Below are 15,963 nucleotides of genomic sequence, written 5' to 3'. Positions count from 1 at the left end.
TCAGCCTCGGCGACCCGACTTCGGGACCACCAGTTTGGTCGCCGACCAGTCGTCGGTGACGCTCAATGTGCTCGTGGTGGCCAGCCCGGCGGTCGGAGCGGCCTCGGCGATCTCACTGCCCTCGACATACCCGTCCCGGCCGACCTTGGGCGTCATCAGCCAGACGACTCCGCCCGCCTTCAGGTCGGTGAGGATCTCGAAGAAGGCGTCGACCAGGTCGCCGTCTTCCTCGCGGAACCAGAGCAGGACGACGTCGACCACCTCATCGGTGTCCTCGTCCACGAACTCTTCACCGGTGACTGCCCGGATCGCATCCCGCAGGTCGTCGTCGCAGTCGTCGTCGTAGCCGATCTCCTGCACGATCCAGCCGGCCTCCAGGCCGAGCCGGGCCGCCATGTTCGGCTGCTCCTTACCGTCCGCGTGGTCCGCGGTCGCGCTCACGTGTCCTCCTCGGTGATCCCCGTCGGAGCGGGGGTATGCGTCAGTGGCAGTAGTCCATCGTGACCTACCGCGTCGCGCAAGTATGCACGAGGTATCCGTGACGTGTCCGGTATCCGCGCGGCGGGTACTGTCCGTGTCCGCTCAGATCACGCTCCGGCAACCGTATTCACGCCTCGGAGGAGACCAAAGTAGAACGCATTCCGAACAGGTGACAGGATTGCGGTGAAGACAACCAGAGAGAACGGCAGGACACCGTGGCTTCCGGACACGAACCACCAGCCATCATCACCGAGGGGATGCCCACCCAGCTCCCCGACATCGACCCCGACGAGACACGCGAGTGGGTCGAGTCGCTCGACGCCGTGCTGGACGAACGCGGCAAGGCGCGGGCGCGCTACCTGATGCTCAAGCTGATCGAGCGGGCCCGGGAGCGGCAGGTCGGTGTGCCCGCGCTGCGCAGCACCGACTACATCAACTCGATCCCGCCCGAGCGCGAGCCGTGGTTCCCCGGCGACGAGCACATCGAGCGCCGGATCCGGGCCTTCATCCGCTGGAACGCCGCGGTGATGGTGAGCAAGGCGAACCGCAAGGGACTCGAGGTCGGCGGTCACATCGCCACCTACCAGTCCGCGGCCAGCCTGTACGAGGTGGGCTTCAACCACTTCTTCCGGGGCAAGGACCACCCGGGCGGCGGTGACCAGGTCTTCATCCAGGGCCACGCCTCCCCCGGGATGTACGCCCGCGCCTTCCTCGAGGGCCGGCTGACCGCCGACCAGCTGGACGGGTTCCGCCAGGAGGTGTCGCGCGGTCCGCACAAGGGCCTGTCGTCGTACCCGCACCCCCGCCTGATGCCGGACTTCTGGGAGTACCCGACCGTCTCGATGGGTCTGGCCGCCCTGGACTCGATCTACCAGGCGCGCTTCAACCGGTACATGCACCACCGCGGTATCAAGGACACCAGCGACCAGCACGTCTGGACGTTCCTGGGTGACGGCGAGATGGGCGAGCCGGAGTCGCTCGGCGCGATCGGCCTGGCCGCGCGCGAGGAGCTCGACAACCTCACCTTCGTGATCAACTGCAACCTGCAGCAGCTGGACGGTCCCGTCCGCGGCAACGGCAAGGTGATCCAGGAGCTGGAGGCGTTCTTCCGCGGCGCGGGCTGGAACGTCATCAAGGTGGTCTGGGGCCGCGAGTGGGACGCGCTGCTTGCCCAGGACCACGACGGCGCACTGGTGAACAAGATGAACACCACGCCGGACGGCCAGTTCCAGACCTACTCCGTCGAGTCCGGCGAGTACATCCGGAACAACTTCTTCGGCGGCGACCAGCGGCTCACGCAGATGGTCAAGAACCTGTCCGACGAGGACCTGCGCAAGCTGCCCCGCGGCGGGCACGACTACCGCAAGGTCTACGCGGCCTTCAAGAGCGCCAAGGAGCACGTCGGGCAGCCGACCGTCATCCTGGCCCAGACCGTCAAGGGCTGGACGATCGAGGCGCTGGAGGGCCGCAACGCGACCCACCAGATGAAGAAGCTGACCTCGGACGATCTGAAGACCTTCCGCGACCGGCTCTACCTGCCGATCGAGGACAAGGACCTCGAGGACGCCTACAACCCGCCGTACTACCACCCCGGCAAGGATTCGCCGGAGTACCAGTACATGATGGAGCGGCGCTCCCAGCTCGGCGGCTTCCTGCCCGAGCGGCGGGTCCAGCCGAAGACGCTGAAGCTGCCTGGTGACGACGTCTACAAGCCGCTCAGCAAGGGCAACGAGAAGACCCCGGTGGCGACCACGATGGCGCTCGTCCGGCTCTTCCGGGACCTGATGAAGGACCCGGAGATCGGGCACCGGATCGTCCCGATCGCGCCCGACGAGTACCGCACGTTCGGTATGGACTCGATGTTCCCGACGGCGAAGATCTACTCGCCGCACGGCCAGCAGTACGAGGCGGTCGACCGCGCGCTGCTCCTTGCCTACAAGGAGTCCGAGAAGGGTCAGCTGCTGCACGAGGGCATCAGCGAGGCCGGCGCGATGGGCTCGATGATCGCGGCCGGTACGGCGTACGCCACCCACGGCGAGCCGATGATCCCGTTCTACATCTTCTACTCGATGTTCGGGTTCCAGCGGACCGGTGACCAGCTCTGGGCGCTCGGCGACCAGCTCGGCCGTGGTTTCGTGATCGGCGCCACCGCGGGCCGCACCACGCTGACGGGTGAGGGTCTGCAGCACGCCGACGGTCACTCGCCGCTGCTCGCCTCGTCGAACCCGGCGGCCGTGCACTACGACCCCGCGTTCGCCTACGAGGTCGCGCACATCGTCAAGGACGGCCTGCGCCGGATGTACGGCTACGGGCTGGACAAGGACAAGCCGTACGGCGAGGACGTCTTCTACTACCTGACGGTCTACAACGAGCCGGTCGCCCAGCCGGCCGAGCCGAAGGATCTGGACGTCGCGGCCCTGCTCAAGGGCATGTACCGCTTCGAGGAGTACCAGACCGCCGCGGGTGACGACGTACCGCGCATCCAGCTGCTCGGCTCGGGTGTCGCGCTGCCGTGGATCCGCAAGGCCCAGCAGATTCTGGCCGAGGAGTACTCGGTGGCCGCCGACATCTGGTCGGTGACCTCGTGGAACGAGCTGCGCCGGGACGCGATCGCGGCCGAGGAGCACAACCTGCTGCACCCGGAGGAGCCGGAGCAGGTTCCGTTCATCACCGAGCAGCTGAAGGACACCAAGGGTCCGGTCGTCGCGGTCAGCGACTTCATGCGCGCGGTGCAGGACCAGATCTCGCGCTGGGTGCCGAACGACTACACCTCGCTCGGGACCGACGGCTGGGGTCTGGCCGACACCCGGGCGGCGGCCCGGCGGCACTTCCAGGTCGACGCCGAGTCGGTCGTCGTGGCGGCGCTGCAGATCCTCGCGAAGCGCGGTGACGTCAAGCGGGAGGTCGCGGCCGAGGCGGCCCGCAAGTACCGGATCGACGACCCGACCGCGGTCGCCGGTGTGAAGCAGGAAGGCGCCGGCGCCTAGTTTCGGCAACGGCAGAACGAAGAGGGTTCACCCCGCCCCCGGGTTGAACCCTCTTCGTCGTTTCTAGACCGCCGCGAGCTCCAGCTCGGCACCGCGTTCGGCAGCCTCCAGCTCACGGACCAGCGGGAGCACCCGGGCACCGAAGTACTCGATCTCCTCCTGGAAGTGCAGGAAGCCGCCGAGGATCAGATCGACCCCGCGGCGCCGGTACGCGACGATCCGCTCGGCGATCTGCTCCGGCGTACCGATGAGCTGGGACCGGAAGCCGTCGTTGTACTGGACCAGATCCTCGTACGACGAGTCCGCCCACATGCCCTTGCCGTCCGGCGCCGACCGCCCGGCCTGCGTGACCGCGTCCCGGAATCCCTCCACGGCCGGTTTGTTGGCCTTGCCAACGATCTCGCGCAGTACGTCGCGGGCCTCCTGCTCGGTGTCGCGGGCGATGACGAACCCGTTCAGCCCGAACTTCACTTCGCGACCAGCGCCCCGGGCACTTCGCCGTACGTCGAGAAGCTGTTCGGTCACGCCGTCGAAGTCCTTCCCGTTGGAGAAGTACCAGTCGGAGTGCTTACCCGCGTTGTCGCGCGCCGCGGTCGAGTTGCCACCCTGGAACAGCTCGGGAAACACCCCAGGCTTGGGCTTCAGCGTGAAGTCACGGATCCGGTAGAAGTCACCGGCGAACTCCACGTTGTCCTCGGTCCACAACTTCCGCAGCACCTGCAGGAACTCGGCCGACCGCCGGTACCGCTCATCGTGCTCCAGCCAAGGCTCCCCCAGCGCGGTGAACTCACCCTTGAACCACCCGCTGACCACGTTCACCGCGAACCGCCCACCTGAAAGGTGGTCCGCGGTGGCACCGAACTTCGCCAGTACGCCGGGCTGCCACAGCCCCGGATGGACCGCGGCAATCACCTTCAGCCGCTCGGTCGCCAGCAGCAGGGCGAGACTGAAACTGGTCGACTCGTGCTGGAACTCGGCGCCGTAGCTCGCGGTGTAGCGAACCTGGCTGAGCGCGTACTCGAAGCCGACCCGCTCGGCCGTCTGCGCCAGCTTCTTGTTGTACTCGAAGTCCCAGCTCGTCCGTTGCTCGATGTCGCTCGTGACCAGCCCACCGCTGACGTTGGGAACCCAGTAGGCGAACTTGATCTCGTCCGCGACGCGTTCGGTCGACATCAGCTGTACCAGGTCGGCTCGGGCAGTTCACCGACGAGCAGGTGCCGGCCGACTTCACGCCGCTTGTACGCCACCGGGTCGTGCAAGGTGTGGGTCCGCACGTTCCGCCAGAACCGATCAAGCCCCTCGATCGTGGCGGTCGACCGAGCACCGGTGACCTCGAAGATCCGGCTGGTCACCTCCAGCGCGACCTCGGTGGCCCTCGCCTTGACCGCAGCCACGCGGACTTCGTGCTCGCCACGCTGCTGCTCGGTCACCTCCCAGGCGTTCTCGTGGATGACCTGACCTTCCAGCGCAACCGCGTCGGCCAGCGCCTCGACGGCCCACAGCTTCGACTGGAGATCGCCGTACGCGTCGATGACGGCCGGTTCGTCGACCGCGGCCGCATGACCGCCGTGCAGCCAGGAGCGACTCTTCTCCCGGGTGTAGGTGATGGCAGTGTCGAGCGCGCCGCGCGCGATGCCCAGGTAGAAATTCACGAAGACCAGTTGGATGGTTGGCACGTTCAGTGTGTTGTAGACGCGTGGCTGGAACGTCTTGCCGACGAAGCCGGCCGCTTGGTCCCAGCCGACCCGGACGTGGTTGAGGCTGACGCTGCCGCTCTCGGTCAGCCGCTGGCCGATGTTGTCCCAGTCGTCATGGAAGGTCAGGCCGTCGATATCGGACGGCACGATCACGAAGACATGGTCGCCGCTGTCGAGCAGCGTGCCTTCGAGCACGGTCACATCGGAGACCTTGCTGCCGGTCGAGAAGCTCTTGCGCCCACTGAAGCTGATGGTGTCGCCTTCGTCGGTGACGACCACGTCGGCGTCGCGCGGATTCACCGCACCTCCGAAGAACCACTTGTTCGTCGTGGCCTGCTCCTCGACGGCGGCGATCTGCTCCTTGGTCCCGACCAGCCGCGCGGCCCAGAACCAGAGCAGGTGGTACCCGAGCAACTGACCGATCGACCCGTCGGCCGTCGCCACCGTCCGAATGACCTGGTACGCCGTCGGCCAGGTCTGACCGCCGCCACCATGTTCGGCCGGCCCGAGCAGCGTGACGAGACCGGAGTCCTTGAGCAGCTGAACTTCGTCGTACGGCGTAGCGCCGGCGCGATCACGTTCCGCCGCGTCGACGGCGAGAATCGCGGCCACCTCGGCGGCACGCTGGATCCACTCCTGCGGTGTGGACGGTGTGATTTCGGACAGGGCAGGGCGAAGCGATGAGGTTGACATGAGGTGAAACTCCTTGTTTCCCAGGGGATTCCGGATGAGGTGGGATGAGGCCGACCGCTGGAATCAACACGCCTGGGAGGCGACGCGCAGCAGGTCGATGTGGCGACGCTGCACCAAGATCAACTCGCGAGTCATAACCCCATTGTCGACTCATGAACTAGACATTCGTCAACAAGTCCGTGGCGCGTCTCAACCGCTGGACCTAACCTCTGGGTATGGCTGAGTTGGTTGTGCCGGATGTGGCATTTCAGGAGTCGTGGCTGGAGTCGCTGGCCGAGTGGGGGCCGGTGCCTCAGGACGGCTCTGGGTATCACGAGGGTGAGCACGATGTGCACAGTGCTGAAGGGTTTGCGGCATGGGTCCGGTATCTGCGGGATCGGAGTGATCCGAGTACGCCGATGAAGGAAGGTTTTGTGCACGCTACGCACTGGTGGATCGTCGAGGGCGGCGAGTACCTCGGGGCGATCACACTGCGGCACAGCCTGACCGAGAAGCTGCTCGACGGCGGCGGACACATCGGGTACGGCGTTCGCCCGTCGGCACGAGGGCGCGGACTGGCGGGCTGGGCGCTCGGGGAGGTCGTGAAGCACGCGCGGAAGCTTGGGCTGGAACGCGTGATGGTGAGCTGTGACGACGCCAACATCGCTTCGGCCAAGACGATCGAGCGCAACGGCGGCGTACTGGAGGACATCCGGGAGACCTGGCTGGGGACCACCCGCCGGTACTGGATCACTACCTGATCATCGACTAAACTTCGAAACTCAGAAACTATCTACGAGATTTCGAAGGTTGAGAATGATCGTCGACGTCCATGCGCACACGCCCACCCACCGCGAGGTGGTGCCGGACGACGAGCGTCAGGTGTACACGAGCTGGCGCAACGACCGGCCGGTGGTGACCACCAACACCTGGGCCGAGTACGACGAGGCGATGGCGGCGGCCGACGTGTCGATCGTGTTCAACATCGCGGTCGACGACCCGCTGGCCGCGACCGGGATCCCGCACCCGCCGGAGCGCTGCAACGACGCCACGATCGAGTTCGTCCGCGACAACCCGGCGAAGCGGATCGGGTTCATGTCGGTCAACCCGACCGTGTACGGCGCCTTCGACGAGGCCGACCGTTGCCGTGAGCAAGGTCTGGTCGGGGTGAAACTCGGCCCCAACTACCAGAACTTCGACCCGCTCGGCGAGCCCGCGCTGGCGTTCTACGACTACTGCCAGACCAACGGCCTGCCGATCCTCTTCCACTCCGGCGCATCGCCGATCCGGGAAGCCCCGCTGCGCTACACCTATCCGCTCGTCACCGACGAGATCGCGCTGCGGTACCCGGAGCTGCGGATCGTGATGGCGCACATGGGTCACCCGTGGAGCCGCGAGACGGTCGTGACGATCCGCAAACACCCGCATGTGTACGCCGATGTCTCGTCGATCTACCTGCGTCCGTGGGTGCTCTACCAGTCGCTGATCAACGCGGTCGAGTGGGGCGCCGCCAGCAAGCTGCTGCTCGGGTCGGACTTCCCGATCGCGAACACCGGTGAGGCGATCGCCGGCCTGCGCACCGTGAACGACATGCTCGAAGGAACGAAACTGCCGCGCGTCCCGGACGAAGTGATCGACGGCATCATCCACGCCGACGCACTCGGCGCCCTCGGACTCAAGGCACCGTGAGGACGACATGGCCACCACAGCAATCGGGTCCGAGCGGCCCACCGACGCCTCGCTGCTGGTCCGCGGGGTCTCCCCCGTGCTGGAGGTTCCTTTCACCGCCGATGGTGAGGTCGACTACGCCGGCTTCGAGCGGGTTGTCGCCTATGTGCTGTCGACCGGCGTCACCAGCGTGATGTTCCCCGGGTTCGCGTCGGAGTTCCACAAGCTGTCCGAGGACGAACGCCGGCAGCTCACCGGGATCCTGCTGTCGCACACTCGCGACCGAAACGACGTGGCCGCGGTGGTCGCCGTACAGGATCACGCGACCCGGCTCGCGGCGTTGCGTGCAATGGATTCCGTGGCGGCCGGGGCCGACCTGATCAACCTGCTGCCGCCGCACTTCCTGTCGCCGTCGCGCAATGCACTGGCCGATCACGTGCGCACTGTCCTGACCGCGATCGACCCGATCCCGATGGTGCTGCAGTACGCACCGAGCGAGACCGGCACCAGCCTCGACGCCGACCTCCTCCGCTCGATCGCCCAGGACCACCCGAACCTGCGTCTGGTCAAGGTCGAGTCGAGCCCGCCCGGCCCACTGATCGCCGAGCTCGCCGCCGGTACGCCGTCCCTCGCGGCCCTGGAGGGGTACGCCGGGGTCCAGCTGCCTGACGCGATCCGCCGGGGCGCCGTCGGCACGCAGCCGGGCTGCTCGCTCACCGAGGTCTACGTGGAGATCTGGCGCCGCTTCGCCACCGGTGACGAGGCCGGCGGCGGCGACCTGCATCGCCGCCTGCTCCCCTACATCTCCTACTGGATGCTCGACACCGAACGCATCATCGCCGCCGAGAAACTCATCTCCGTCCGCCGCGGCCTCTTCGCCTCCCCCTACTGCCGAGAACCCGCCCACCACCTGGACCCCGAAGAGATCCGCCTGATCGACCGAGCCCTGGCCGAGTTCGCCGACCTCCTCCCGCCGCTCGGATGACCATCACCCGCAACACAAGCGGATATCAGTCCGTGTTGCCCGTTCTGGTGCCTTCCGCAGACCCGAGAACGGGCAACACCGGCGGATATCAGGCGGTGTTGCCCTGGGCGGGTTCGGGGTCAGGGCAGGCGGAGGCGGGCGGTGAGGGCGTGGCCGTACATGAGTTCGGCGTCGGCGATGGCGGCGGTCGAGGGCGCGACTATGCGTGCGCCTCCTGGGGTTAGGCGCTGGTAGGTGACGGTCTTGAGGAACTTGCCGACCCAGAGTCCGCCGGTGTAGCGAGCGGCCCGGCCGGTGGGCAGCACGTGGTTCGTGCCGATCGACTTGTCGGAGAACGCGACCGTCGACTCGGGGCCGATGAACAGTGAGCCGTAGTTGCGCAGGTTGGCCGCGTACCAGTCGTCGTCGCTCGTCTGGACTTCCAGGTGTTCCGGGGCGTAGGCGTCGCTCACAGCGACAGCTTCTTCGCGGGACTCGCAGACCACGACCGTGCCGTGCTCACGCCAGGCTGCTCCGGCGACCTCGACCGTCGGCCAGTCGCTGGCCAGCCAGCGGTCGACTTCCGCGATCACCGCCGTACCGAAGTCGCGCGAGGTTGTCACAAGCAAGGCCGGGCTGTTGAAACCGTGCTCGGCCTGGCCGAGTAGGTCGGCGGCGACCAACTGCGGGTCCGCGGTCTCGTCGGCGATCACCGCGACCTCGGTCGGTCCGGCCAGCAGATCGATGCCGACGGTGCCGAACAGTTGCCGCTTGGCCTCGGCGACGTACGCGTTCCCAGCACCGACAACCAGGTCGACCGGCGCAACGTCCTCGACGCCAAAAGCGAGTGCAGCAAAGGCCTGTACGCCGCCCAGGCAGAGGATGACGTCCGCACCGGCCAGGTTCATCGTGTAGAGCTGCGGGCCGTAGATGCCCTGACCGTCGCGTGGCGGCGCGACGGCGACCACGGTATCGACCCCGGCGACCTTCGGCACGGTCACAGTCATGATCGACGAGGCAATCAACGGATACCGCCCGCCCGGCGAATACGACCCGACCTTCGCCACCGGCAGATGCCGATGCCCTAGTACGACGCCCGGTAACGTCTCGATCTCCAGATCCTGCAGCGTGTCCCGCTGTGCCCGCGCGAACCGCTCTACCTGACTCCGCGCGAACTCCAACTGCTCCGCCAGCTCGTCGTCAACGGTCTCCGCCGCAGCCTTGATCCGCTCCGCCGGTACGACGAAGGTCGGTGGCTCCCAGCCGTCCAGCCGCGCCGACCACCGCCGGATCGCCGGCTCCCCCTCGTGCTCCACCTCGCGAAGGATCCGGCTGACGGTGTCGATCACCTCCTGCTGCCGCTCGACCTGCTGCGGCCAACCGGTCTTGAGGTGCTCGGCCATCAACCTCTCCTCACGTCGTCCCGCTGCGAAGATACTGCCGAGCGGCCGGCAAGAGGACGAGCAGCTGAAACCCGGTTAGACCACTTCGGCGCCGAGGCGTTCCGAGATCGTCGCGGCGAGCTGGACCAGCGCGGTCTGCGCCTGTTTGCGCTTGTCCCGGGTCAGATCGCGGGCGAACGACGTCACGCCGACCGCCCCGGTGACCTGGCCACCGGCGGTGAAGAACGGCGCCGCGAGACAGGCGATATCCGCCTGCTCCTCCTGGTCCTCGAACGCGAAACCCTGTTTGTGCACCTTGGCCAGCTCGGCGCGGAAGGTCTCCTCGTTGACCGGCTTCGCCTTCGGCCCGTAGCCCTGCTCCAAGTGGCTGAGCAACGGAGTCAGTTCGTCCTCCGGCAGGTACGCCGCGATCGCCTTCCCCAGTGCGGTCAGGTTGAAATGCGCGACCTTGCCCGGGTAGGTGTCGAACTGGATGAACCCGGGCATCGCGGCCTTGGCGACGTACACGATCGAGGTGCCGGTCAGGACGCCGATGTGCACCGGCATCCCGAGCCGGTCGGCCACCTCGCGCATCTCGCGGTTCGCGACCGAGGAGAGGTCGACCTTGCGGATCAGCTGCGTGGCCAGCCCGTACAGCCGTAGGGTCGGCCGCCAGAAGTGGCTGCGCCCGACCACCCGGCGGCTGGCGTAATCGCGCTGCTCGAGGGTGTAGACGATCGACGCGCAGGTGGCGAGCGGGATCTTCGCCTGCTTCGCCAGCGCGGTCAGCGTCAGCTCCTCGTCGGACGTGACCAGCGTTTCGAGCACGGTCAGCGTCCGCGCGACCGCTGGTGACGGCGACCGTTCACTGCTCTCCATGCCGGCTCCTGCCCATGTTTCGAAATCCGGGAGATTCACATCTGATCATGGAGTTTACGGGCTCGGTTGGCGAGGGTGGCCCAGGACGGAGTACGGTCGGGGCCCGAAAGAAGGTGCGCAGCGCAACCAGGTGAACAGGGAGTAGTGAACCGTGTCGGTATCGCAGTCGGCCGAGCGTCCGGAGAAAACCTTCTTCGGGCATCCGCGTGGGTTGATGACGCTGTTCACGACCGAACTGTGGGAGCGGTTCAGCTATTACGGGATGCGCGCCATCCTGCTGCTGTACCTGACCGACCAGGCGCACGGACTCGGGCTCGGCGAATCGCTCGGCCAGGCCGTGGTGTCGATCTACGGCGCCTCGGTCTACCTGCTCTCGGTGCTCGGTGGCTGGTTCGCCGACCGCGTCTTCGGCGCCCGCCGGACCGTTCTGTACGGCGGCTCCGTGATCGTCGCCGGTCACCTCTGTCTCGCGCTGCCCGCGACCAGTACGGCGTACGCGGGCATCGCGCTCGTTGCCCTCGGCACCGGTCTGCTCAAGCCGAACGTGTCGACGATGGTCGGCACGCTCTACGAGCAGGGCGATGCGCGGCGCGACTCGGCGTTCTCGATCTTCTACATGGGGATCAACATCGGCTCGTTCTCGGCGCCGTTCGTGGTCGGGTTCCTGCGCCGGGAGTTCGGCTTCCACGTCGCCTTCGCGGCCGCCGCGGTCGGGATGACGCTGGCCCTGGTCGCCTACCTGCTCGGCCGGCGCACCCTGCACGGCCGTGGCGACACCCCGCCGAACCCGCTCACCGCGGCGGACCGGCCGACGATGATCAAGGTCAGCGTCGCCGTACTGGGCCTGCTCGTGGTCGTCTTCCTGCTGTCGGCCTGGCTGACCGGCGGGTTCGGCCCGAAGCCGGTCGTCGACGCGATCTCGTACCTGTGCTTCCTGGCCCCGATCGCCTACTTCACGATGCTGCTGCGCAGCCCGCTGGTGACGCCGGTCGAGCGGCAGCGGGTCCGCGCGTACATCCCGTTGTTCATCGCGGCGATGCTGTTCTTCATGGTCTTCGAGCAGGCCGCGACCACGCTGACCTCGTTCGCCGCCGACCGGACCAACCTGGACCTGTTCGGCGCGAACATCTCGCCGGAGTTCTTCCAGTCGATCAACCCGTTCTCGATCATCGTCCTGGCGCCGGTGTTCGCGGTGATCTGGATCAAGCTCGGTGATCGCGGCCCGAGTATCGGCCAGAAGTTCGCCACCGGTCTGCTGCTCGCCGGGATCTCGTTCGCCGTGATGGCCCTGGCGTCGAACGTCGCCGGCGTCGAGCTCGCCTCCCCGCTCTGGCTGGTCCTCGTCTACGTCATCCAGACCCTCGGTGAGCTCTTCCTCTCCCCGGTCGGCCTGGCCGCGACCACGGTGCTGGCCCCGCGCGCGTTCCTCAGCCAGATGATGGCGCTCTGGTTCCTGGCCCCCGCGGCCGGCCAGGCGATCACCGCTCAGCTGGTCCAGGCAACCGAAGGCGCATCGGACACCGCGTACTTCGGCGGCCTGGCGATCGTCACCATCGTCTTCGCCCTGGCCCTCTACACCCTGGCCCCCTGGATCAAGCGCCACACCAAGCAGGACTAGTCGGCGAGCCGTTCCGCCAGCCACGCCACAGCTAGTGGCTGGCGGTACTCGATGGCCCGATGACCGCCATCGAAGAGCTCGAACCGTACGACGTCGTCCGCGACGCCAACGGTGGTGAGGGTCTGCCGGAAGGCCTGCGCACCCAGGTCCAGGAACCACTCGTCACTGGTCCCGGCGTCGATCCAGATCGCCCGCTGGGAACGCAGCGCTTCGGCATGCTTCGGCGCCATCCGGACCGGATCCCACCGCAGCCAGCGCTCCCACACCTTCGGCTTGAGCGCACTGGTCACCGGATCGAACGGCAGCTCTGGTCGGCCGTCGGTGTCCGGTGAGAAGCAGGCTGATACGCCGAGCAGCTCGAGCAGCCGCTCATCTTCAGGCCGGGTGAAGGCGACTCGGGTGCTGAAATCGCGCCACCACGCGAAGATGTCGCCGTCGTACTGGCGCAGGTGCCGTGCTGCCCAGAGGAAGTGCGGGATGTACTGCGCCTCGGACAGCGCGTCACCCGAGTGCGTGGCGAAGGCGCCGAACAGATCGGGCCGGAGCATCGGTGTAATCATCGCGCCGAGACCACCACTCGACTTGCCGGCGATCGCGCGGTGGTCGCGATCCGCGATCGTCCGGTAGTTCGCGTCGACCCACGGGACCACCTCGTCACACAGGTACGAGTGATACGGGCCGGTTCCGGGCGAGTCGACGTACTGGCTGCCGCCGTACTTGGTGAAGGCGTCGACGTAGACGACGATCATGCCGGGCGCCTCACCACGAGCGAACAGGCCGTCGATGAGCTCGGGAACGGGTTGGCGGTAGGGCATCCGGTTGTGCCACAACGGCAGCGTGCCGGTGAAACCGAGCAGCATGTAGACGGTCGGATAGCGGGTGATGCCGTCGTCGTACCCGGGTGGCGTGTAGACCCACACCGGCCGGCGGGACGGATCGCCGAGCGGGTTGTCGCGTAACAACCGGCTGTCGATCGTGTCCTCGTCGAGACGGCCGATCAGTTCGAACACAGGCAGCTCCTCATCGTCGATACTATGAAATCATAATATATTGAATCGTAGTACCATCGAGGTCATGCGGGATTCGATCGATCGGCACATCGAGTACTGGCAGCGCGAGGTGCCTGACCTCGACGTCGAGGTGGAGGGCGTCGTCACCCGGATGCAGATGCTGGTCCGGCATCTGCAGCAGCGGCGTGCGGCGGCGCTGCAGGAGCTCGGGCTGCGGAGCTGGGAGTACGACATCTTGTGGCGGCTGCGCGCCGCGGGCCCGCCGTACAGCGTCACACCGACCGCACTGGCCGTCGCCCTCGACACCCACCCGGCCACTCTGACGAACCGCCTGGACCGGCTCACCCAAGCCGGCTTGGTCGCCCGCAGCCGCGCCGCCACCGACCGCCGCAGCGTGGTCGTCGTGCTGACCGAAGACGGCCATCGGGCCTGGGAGTCCGCCATCGGTTCCCAAGCCGGCGCCGAACACGAACTGCTCACGCCACTTTCGCCACGCGAGCGCGAGACCCTGCTCAAACTCCTCCGCAAGGTCGTCCTCGCCGCCGAATCCGACGGCCCCGACCTGATGCTCAGTCCTTAGATGGAGGCACTTCCCCCACGAGGGTGAAGCGCTCGACGCCACGTCCGGCAGATGCTGAACGCATGGAACCCGTCCCCCGCTGGGCCTACCGTCTCGCCCACGCCATCCCGTTCTTCGTCCTGCCCTCGGGCCTGTGGCGGCTCGGCTTCGTCTTCGGCTCGTCGATGGGCATGCTCGACGAAACCGGCCAGGAAACCTACGTCCACGGCTTCGGTCCCAAGCTGTACATCATCGGCCTGTCCCTCTTCCTGGAGGCCCTGGCCCTCACCAGTCTCGGCCTGGTCCACCGCTGGGGCGAGGTCGTGCCCACCTGGATCCCCCTCATCGGCGGCCGCCGCGTCGCGCCGTACGCCGCGATCATCCCGGCCACCCTCGGCGGCCTGTCCCTCATCGCCCTCTGGACCTACGCCATGCGCAACGCCTACACCGAAGGCTTCCTCTACTTCACCAACACCTTCTGGCAATACCTCATGGTCGGCAGCTACAGCCTCCTTCACCTCTGGGGTCCGGCGCTCCTCGCCGTCACCTGGGCCTACCACCGCCGTCGTACGACAAACCTCGTACGGCGGACACCACCGAAGATGCGTATTCCGTCCGACGCAACCGGCCGGCCGTAGTTCGTACCGTCGGTGGCATGACTGGCGGAGGCGTTGCTTTGGTGGCAGGGACGGTATCGACCGTCCTGTTCGCGTCGAGCGCGCTCCCGATGGTGGTCAAGGCGATCCGGACGCGCGACCTGGCGTCGTACAGTCCGGCGAATCTCGTCCTGGCCAACGTCGGGAATGCCGTCCACTGCATCTACGTGGTGCACCTGCCGCCAGGGCCGATCTGGTTCCTGCACGGCTTCTACGTGTTGACGTCGGCGCTGATGTTGCTGTGGTGGTTGCGGTTTCGCAGCGTCCGAACGGACGAGCGGAGGCTCGCATGAACACCATCATCATCGGCGCGGGACAGGCCGGCCTCGCGACCGGCTATCACCTGCAGCAGCTCGGCGAGTCGTTCACGATCCTGGACGGGAGCGCCCGGATCGGCGACCAGTGGCGGGCACAGTGGGACAGCCTGAGGCTGTACTCACCGGCCAAGTACGACGGACTTCCGGGCCTCCCTTTCCCGGGTGAACCGTGGAACTATCCGTCGAAGGACGAGGTCGCCGACTACCTCACGTCGTACGCCGATCACTTCCAGCTGCCGATCCGCCACAACACCCAGGTCGACAGGCTCGAACGGATCGACGATCGCTGGCTCCTCACGACCGGCCGCGAGACGCTCACCGCGGACAACGTGGTCGTCGCCACGGGCACGTTCGGACGGACGCCGTACCTCCCGGACTGCGCAGCCGACCTCGACCCGTCGATCCGCCAGCTGCACTCGTCCGAGTACCGCCGTCCGGACCAGCTGAAGGACGGTCCGGTGCTCGTTGTCGGCGGCTCGCATTCCGGGACCGACATCGCCTACGAGGTCGCGCAGACCCACGAGACGGTGCTGTGTGGGCGGGACCCGGGGCAGATACCGTTCACGCCGGGCCGTCCGGGGCAGAAGGTGTTCTGGCCGGTGTTCCTGTTCGTGGGGCGGCACGTGATCACGCGGCGGTCGCCGATCGCGAAGGCTGCGATGGACGACCTGCGGCATCACGGCGGCCCGATGATCCGCGTGAAGCGCGCGGACCTGCTCGCGCGAGGGGTCGAGCGGGTCCACGAGCGCGTCGCCGGTGTCCAGGACGGACGCCCGATGCTGAGCGACGGCCGCGTGCTCGACGTCGCGAACGTCGTCTGGGCGACCGGGTTCCGGCAGGTGTTCGACTGGATCAAGGTTCCGGTGGTGGGCGCAGACGCCTGGCCGCGCGAGTACCGCGGGGTGGCCGAGGACGCGCCCGGCCTGTTCTTCTGCGGGCTGTGCTTCCAGTACGCCTTCTCCTCGATGGTGCTCCCCGGCGTCGGACGGGATGCGGCGTACGTCGCTCGCCGCATCGCAGCGCGGTCCCGGACTCTTGCCGCTGCGTGATCCGAGGCGCATGCTCGCCTGTGGG

Annotated in this window: 16 protein-coding genes; 9 read left to right on the top strand and 7 right to left on the bottom strand. The window is 67.2% G+C overall.

Annotated elements, in window-relative coordinates; genetic code table 11:
• Positions 1 to 441, bottom strand: a complete 441-nt coding sequence (locus ACFCV3_RS31095; RefSeq protein ID WP_376035868.1) for a DUF3052 domain-containing protein — start codon at positions 439 to 441, stop codon at positions 1 to 3.
• A 296-nt stretch (positions 442 to 737) separates the two neighbouring features.
• Between ACFCV3_RS31095 and aceE the strand changes: the two genes are divergently transcribed.
• Positions 738 to 3,467, top strand: coding sequence for a pyruvate dehydrogenase (acetyl-transferring), homodimeric type (gene aceE / locus ACFCV3_RS31090; RefSeq protein WP_376036194.1), 2,730 nt, complete (start codon positions 738 to 740; stop codon positions 3,465 to 3,467).
• A 63-nt stretch (positions 3,468 to 3,530) separates the two neighbouring features.
• On the opposite strand, the gene sfnG is transcribed toward aceE, so the two are convergent.
• The 3 genes from sfnG to ACFCV3_RS31075 all read right to left on the bottom strand — a co-directional run bounded on the left by sfnG (position 3,531) and on the right by ACFCV3_RS31075 (position 5,992).
• Positions 3,531 to 4,640, bottom strand: coding sequence for a dimethylsulfone monooxygenase SfnG (gene sfnG / locus ACFCV3_RS31085; RefSeq protein ID WP_376035866.1), 1,110 nt, complete (start codon positions 4,638 to 4,640; stop codon positions 3,531 to 3,533).
• Positions 4,640 to 5,857 carry an acyl-CoA dehydrogenase family protein gene (locus tag ACFCV3_RS31080; RefSeq protein ID WP_376035864.1) on the bottom strand — a complete coding sequence of 406 codons (1,218 nt, stop codon included), beginning with the start codon at positions 5,855 to 5,857 and terminating at the stop codon, positions 4,640 to 4,642. Before ACFCV3_RS31080 ends, sfnG begins: the two co-directional genes overlap by 1 nt.
• A gap of 63 nt (positions 5,858 to 5,920) precedes the next feature.
• Positions 5,921 to 5,992: a putative leader peptide gene (locus ACFCV3_RS31075; RefSeq protein ID WP_355465572.1), complete on the bottom strand. Its 72-nt coding sequence runs from the start codon at positions 5,990 to 5,992 to the stop codon at positions 5,921 to 5,923.
• A gap of 80 nt (positions 5,993 to 6,072) precedes the next feature.
• Here ACFCV3_RS31075 and ACFCV3_RS31070 point away from each other — a divergent pair, with 80 nt between their 5' ends.
• Genes ACFCV3_RS31070 through ACFCV3_RS31060 form a run of 3 tightly spaced genes read left to right on the top strand, consistent with a single transcriptional unit; the run spans position 6,073 to position 8,489 of the window.
• Positions 6,073 to 6,597 carry a GNAT family N-acetyltransferase gene (locus ACFCV3_RS31070; RefSeq protein WP_376035862.1) on the top strand — a complete coding sequence of 175 codons (525 nt, stop codon included), beginning with the start codon at positions 6,073 to 6,075 and terminating at the stop codon, positions 6,595 to 6,597.
• Positions 6,598 to 6,652: 55 nt separating this feature from the next.
• Positions 6,653 to 7,525 carry an amidohydrolase family protein gene (locus tag ACFCV3_RS31065; RefSeq protein WP_376035860.1) on the top strand — a complete coding sequence of 291 codons (873 nt, stop codon included), beginning with the start codon at positions 6,653 to 6,655 and terminating at the stop codon, positions 7,523 to 7,525.
• A gap of 7 nt (positions 7,526 to 7,532) precedes the next feature.
• On the top strand, positions 7,533 to 8,489 hold the full coding sequence (locus ACFCV3_RS31060; protein ID WP_376035858.1) for a dihydrodipicolinate synthase family protein: 957 nt from the start codon (positions 7,533 to 7,535) through the stop codon (positions 8,487 to 8,489).
• A 119-nt stretch (positions 8,490 to 8,608) separates the two neighbouring features.
• On the opposite strand, the gene hisD is transcribed toward ACFCV3_RS31060, so the two are convergent.
• Positions 8,609 to 9,871: a histidinol dehydrogenase gene (hisD, locus tag ACFCV3_RS31055; RefSeq protein WP_376035856.1), complete on the bottom strand. Its 1,263-nt coding sequence runs from the start codon at positions 9,869 to 9,871 to the stop codon at positions 8,609 to 8,611.
• A gap of 75 nt (positions 9,872 to 9,946) precedes the next feature.
• A complete protein-coding gene (locus ACFCV3_RS31050) occupies positions 9,947 to 10,729 on the bottom strand; it encodes an IclR family transcriptional regulator (RefSeq protein ID WP_376035854.1) in 783 nt (260 codons plus the stop codon).
• A gap of 151 nt (positions 10,730 to 10,880) precedes the next feature.
• Here ACFCV3_RS31050 and ACFCV3_RS31045 point away from each other — a divergent pair, with 151 nt between their 5' ends.
• The gene (locus ACFCV3_RS31045) at positions 10,881 to 12,347 is read left to right on the top strand and encodes a peptide MFS transporter (RefSeq protein ID WP_376035852.1); all 1,467 of its coding nucleotides are present in this window, start codon (positions 10,881 to 10,883) and stop codon (positions 12,345 to 12,347) included.
• On the opposite strand, the gene ACFCV3_RS31040 is transcribed toward ACFCV3_RS31045, so the two are convergent.
• Positions 12,344 to 13,357, bottom strand: a complete 1,014-nt coding sequence (locus ACFCV3_RS31040) for an alpha/beta hydrolase (protein WP_376035850.1) — start codon at positions 13,355 to 13,357, stop codon at positions 12,344 to 12,346. The two genes, ACFCV3_RS31045 and ACFCV3_RS31040, sit on opposite strands and share 4 nt — an antisense overlap.
• A gap of 64 nt (positions 13,358 to 13,421) precedes the next feature.
• On the opposite strand from ACFCV3_RS31040, the gene ACFCV3_RS31035 reads away from it, so the two are divergent.
• From ACFCV3_RS31035 to ACFCV3_RS31020, 4 genes are all read left to right on the top strand, one after another.
• Positions 13,422 to 13,937: a MarR family winged helix-turn-helix transcriptional regulator gene (locus ACFCV3_RS31035; protein WP_376035848.1), complete on the top strand. Its 516-nt coding sequence runs from the start codon at positions 13,422 to 13,424 to the stop codon at positions 13,935 to 13,937.
• A gap of 62 nt (positions 13,938 to 13,999) precedes the next feature.
• A complete protein-coding gene (locus tag ACFCV3_RS31030; protein WP_376035847.1) occupies positions 14,000 to 14,554 on the top strand; it encodes a hypothetical protein in 555 nt (184 codons plus the stop codon).
• A 17-nt stretch (positions 14,555 to 14,571) separates the two neighbouring features.
• Positions 14,572 to 14,865 carry a hypothetical protein gene (locus ACFCV3_RS31025; protein ID WP_376035845.1) on the top strand — a complete coding sequence of 98 codons (294 nt, stop codon included), beginning with the start codon at positions 14,572 to 14,574 and terminating at the stop codon, positions 14,863 to 14,865.
• Positions 14,862 to 15,938, top strand: a complete 1,077-nt coding sequence (locus tag ACFCV3_RS31020) for a flavin-containing monooxygenase (RefSeq protein ID WP_376035843.1) — start codon at positions 14,862 to 14,864, stop codon at positions 15,936 to 15,938. Before ACFCV3_RS31025 ends, ACFCV3_RS31020 begins: the two co-directional genes overlap by 4 nt.
• The last annotated feature ends 25 nt before the right edge of the window (positions 15,939 to 15,963 follow it).

The organism is Kribbella sp. NPDC056345 (genome assembly GCF_042262745.1).
Classification (GTDB): Bacteria; Actinomycetota; Actinomycetes; order Propionibacteriales; family Kribbellaceae; genus Kribbella.
Note: the sequence above shows the minus strand (reverse complement) of the source record. Positions and strands in the feature narration are given on the sequence as shown.

What these genes read in the sequence shown, in the direction of transcription:
- hisD (WP_376035856.1), bottom strand. Translation starts at nt 9,871, where the DNA reads ATGGCCGAGCACCTCAAGACCGGTTGGCCGCAGCAGGTCGAGCGGCAG.
- ACFCV3_RS31065 (WP_376035860.1), top strand. Translation starts at nt 6,653, where the DNA reads ATGATCGTCGACGTCCATGCGCACACGCCCACCCACCGCGAGGTGGTG.
- ACFCV3_RS31070 (WP_376035862.1), top strand. Translation starts at nt 6,073, where the DNA reads ATGGCTGAGTTGGTTGTGCCGGATGTGGCATTTCAGGAGTCGTGGCTG.
- aceE (WP_376036194.1), top strand. Translation starts at nt 738, where the DNA reads ATGCCCACCCAGCTCCCCGACATCGACCCCGACGAGACACGCGAGTGG.
- ACFCV3_RS31060 (WP_376035858.1), top strand. Translation starts at nt 7,533, where the DNA reads ATGGCCACCACAGCAATCGGGTCCGAGCGGCCCACCGACGCCTCGCTG.
- ACFCV3_RS31050 (WP_376035854.1), bottom strand. Translation starts at nt 10,729, where the DNA reads ATGGAGAGCAGTGAACGGTCGCCGTCACCAGCGGTCGCGCGGACGCTG.
- ACFCV3_RS31080 (WP_376035864.1), bottom strand. Translation starts at nt 5,857, where the DNA reads ATGTCAACCTCATCGCTTCGCCCTGCCCTGTCCGAAATCACACCGTCC.
- ACFCV3_RS31035 (WP_376035848.1), top strand. Translation starts at nt 13,422, where the DNA reads ATGCGGGATTCGATCGATCGGCACATCGAGTACTGGCAGCGCGAGGTG.
- ACFCV3_RS31030 (WP_376035847.1), top strand. Translation starts at nt 14,000, where the DNA reads ATGGAACCCGTCCCCCGCTGGGCCTACCGTCTCGCCCACGCCATCCCG.
- ACFCV3_RS31025 (WP_376035845.1), top strand. Translation starts at nt 14,572, where the DNA reads ATGACTGGCGGAGGCGTTGCTTTGGTGGCAGGGACGGTATCGACCGTC.
- ACFCV3_RS31020 (WP_376035843.1), top strand. Translation starts at nt 14,862, where the DNA reads ATGAACACCATCATCATCGGCGCGGGACAGGCCGGCCTCGCGACCGGC.
- sfnG (WP_376035866.1), bottom strand. Translation starts at nt 4,640, where the DNA reads ATGTCGACCGAACGCGTCGCGGACGAGATCAAGTTCGCCTACTGGGTT.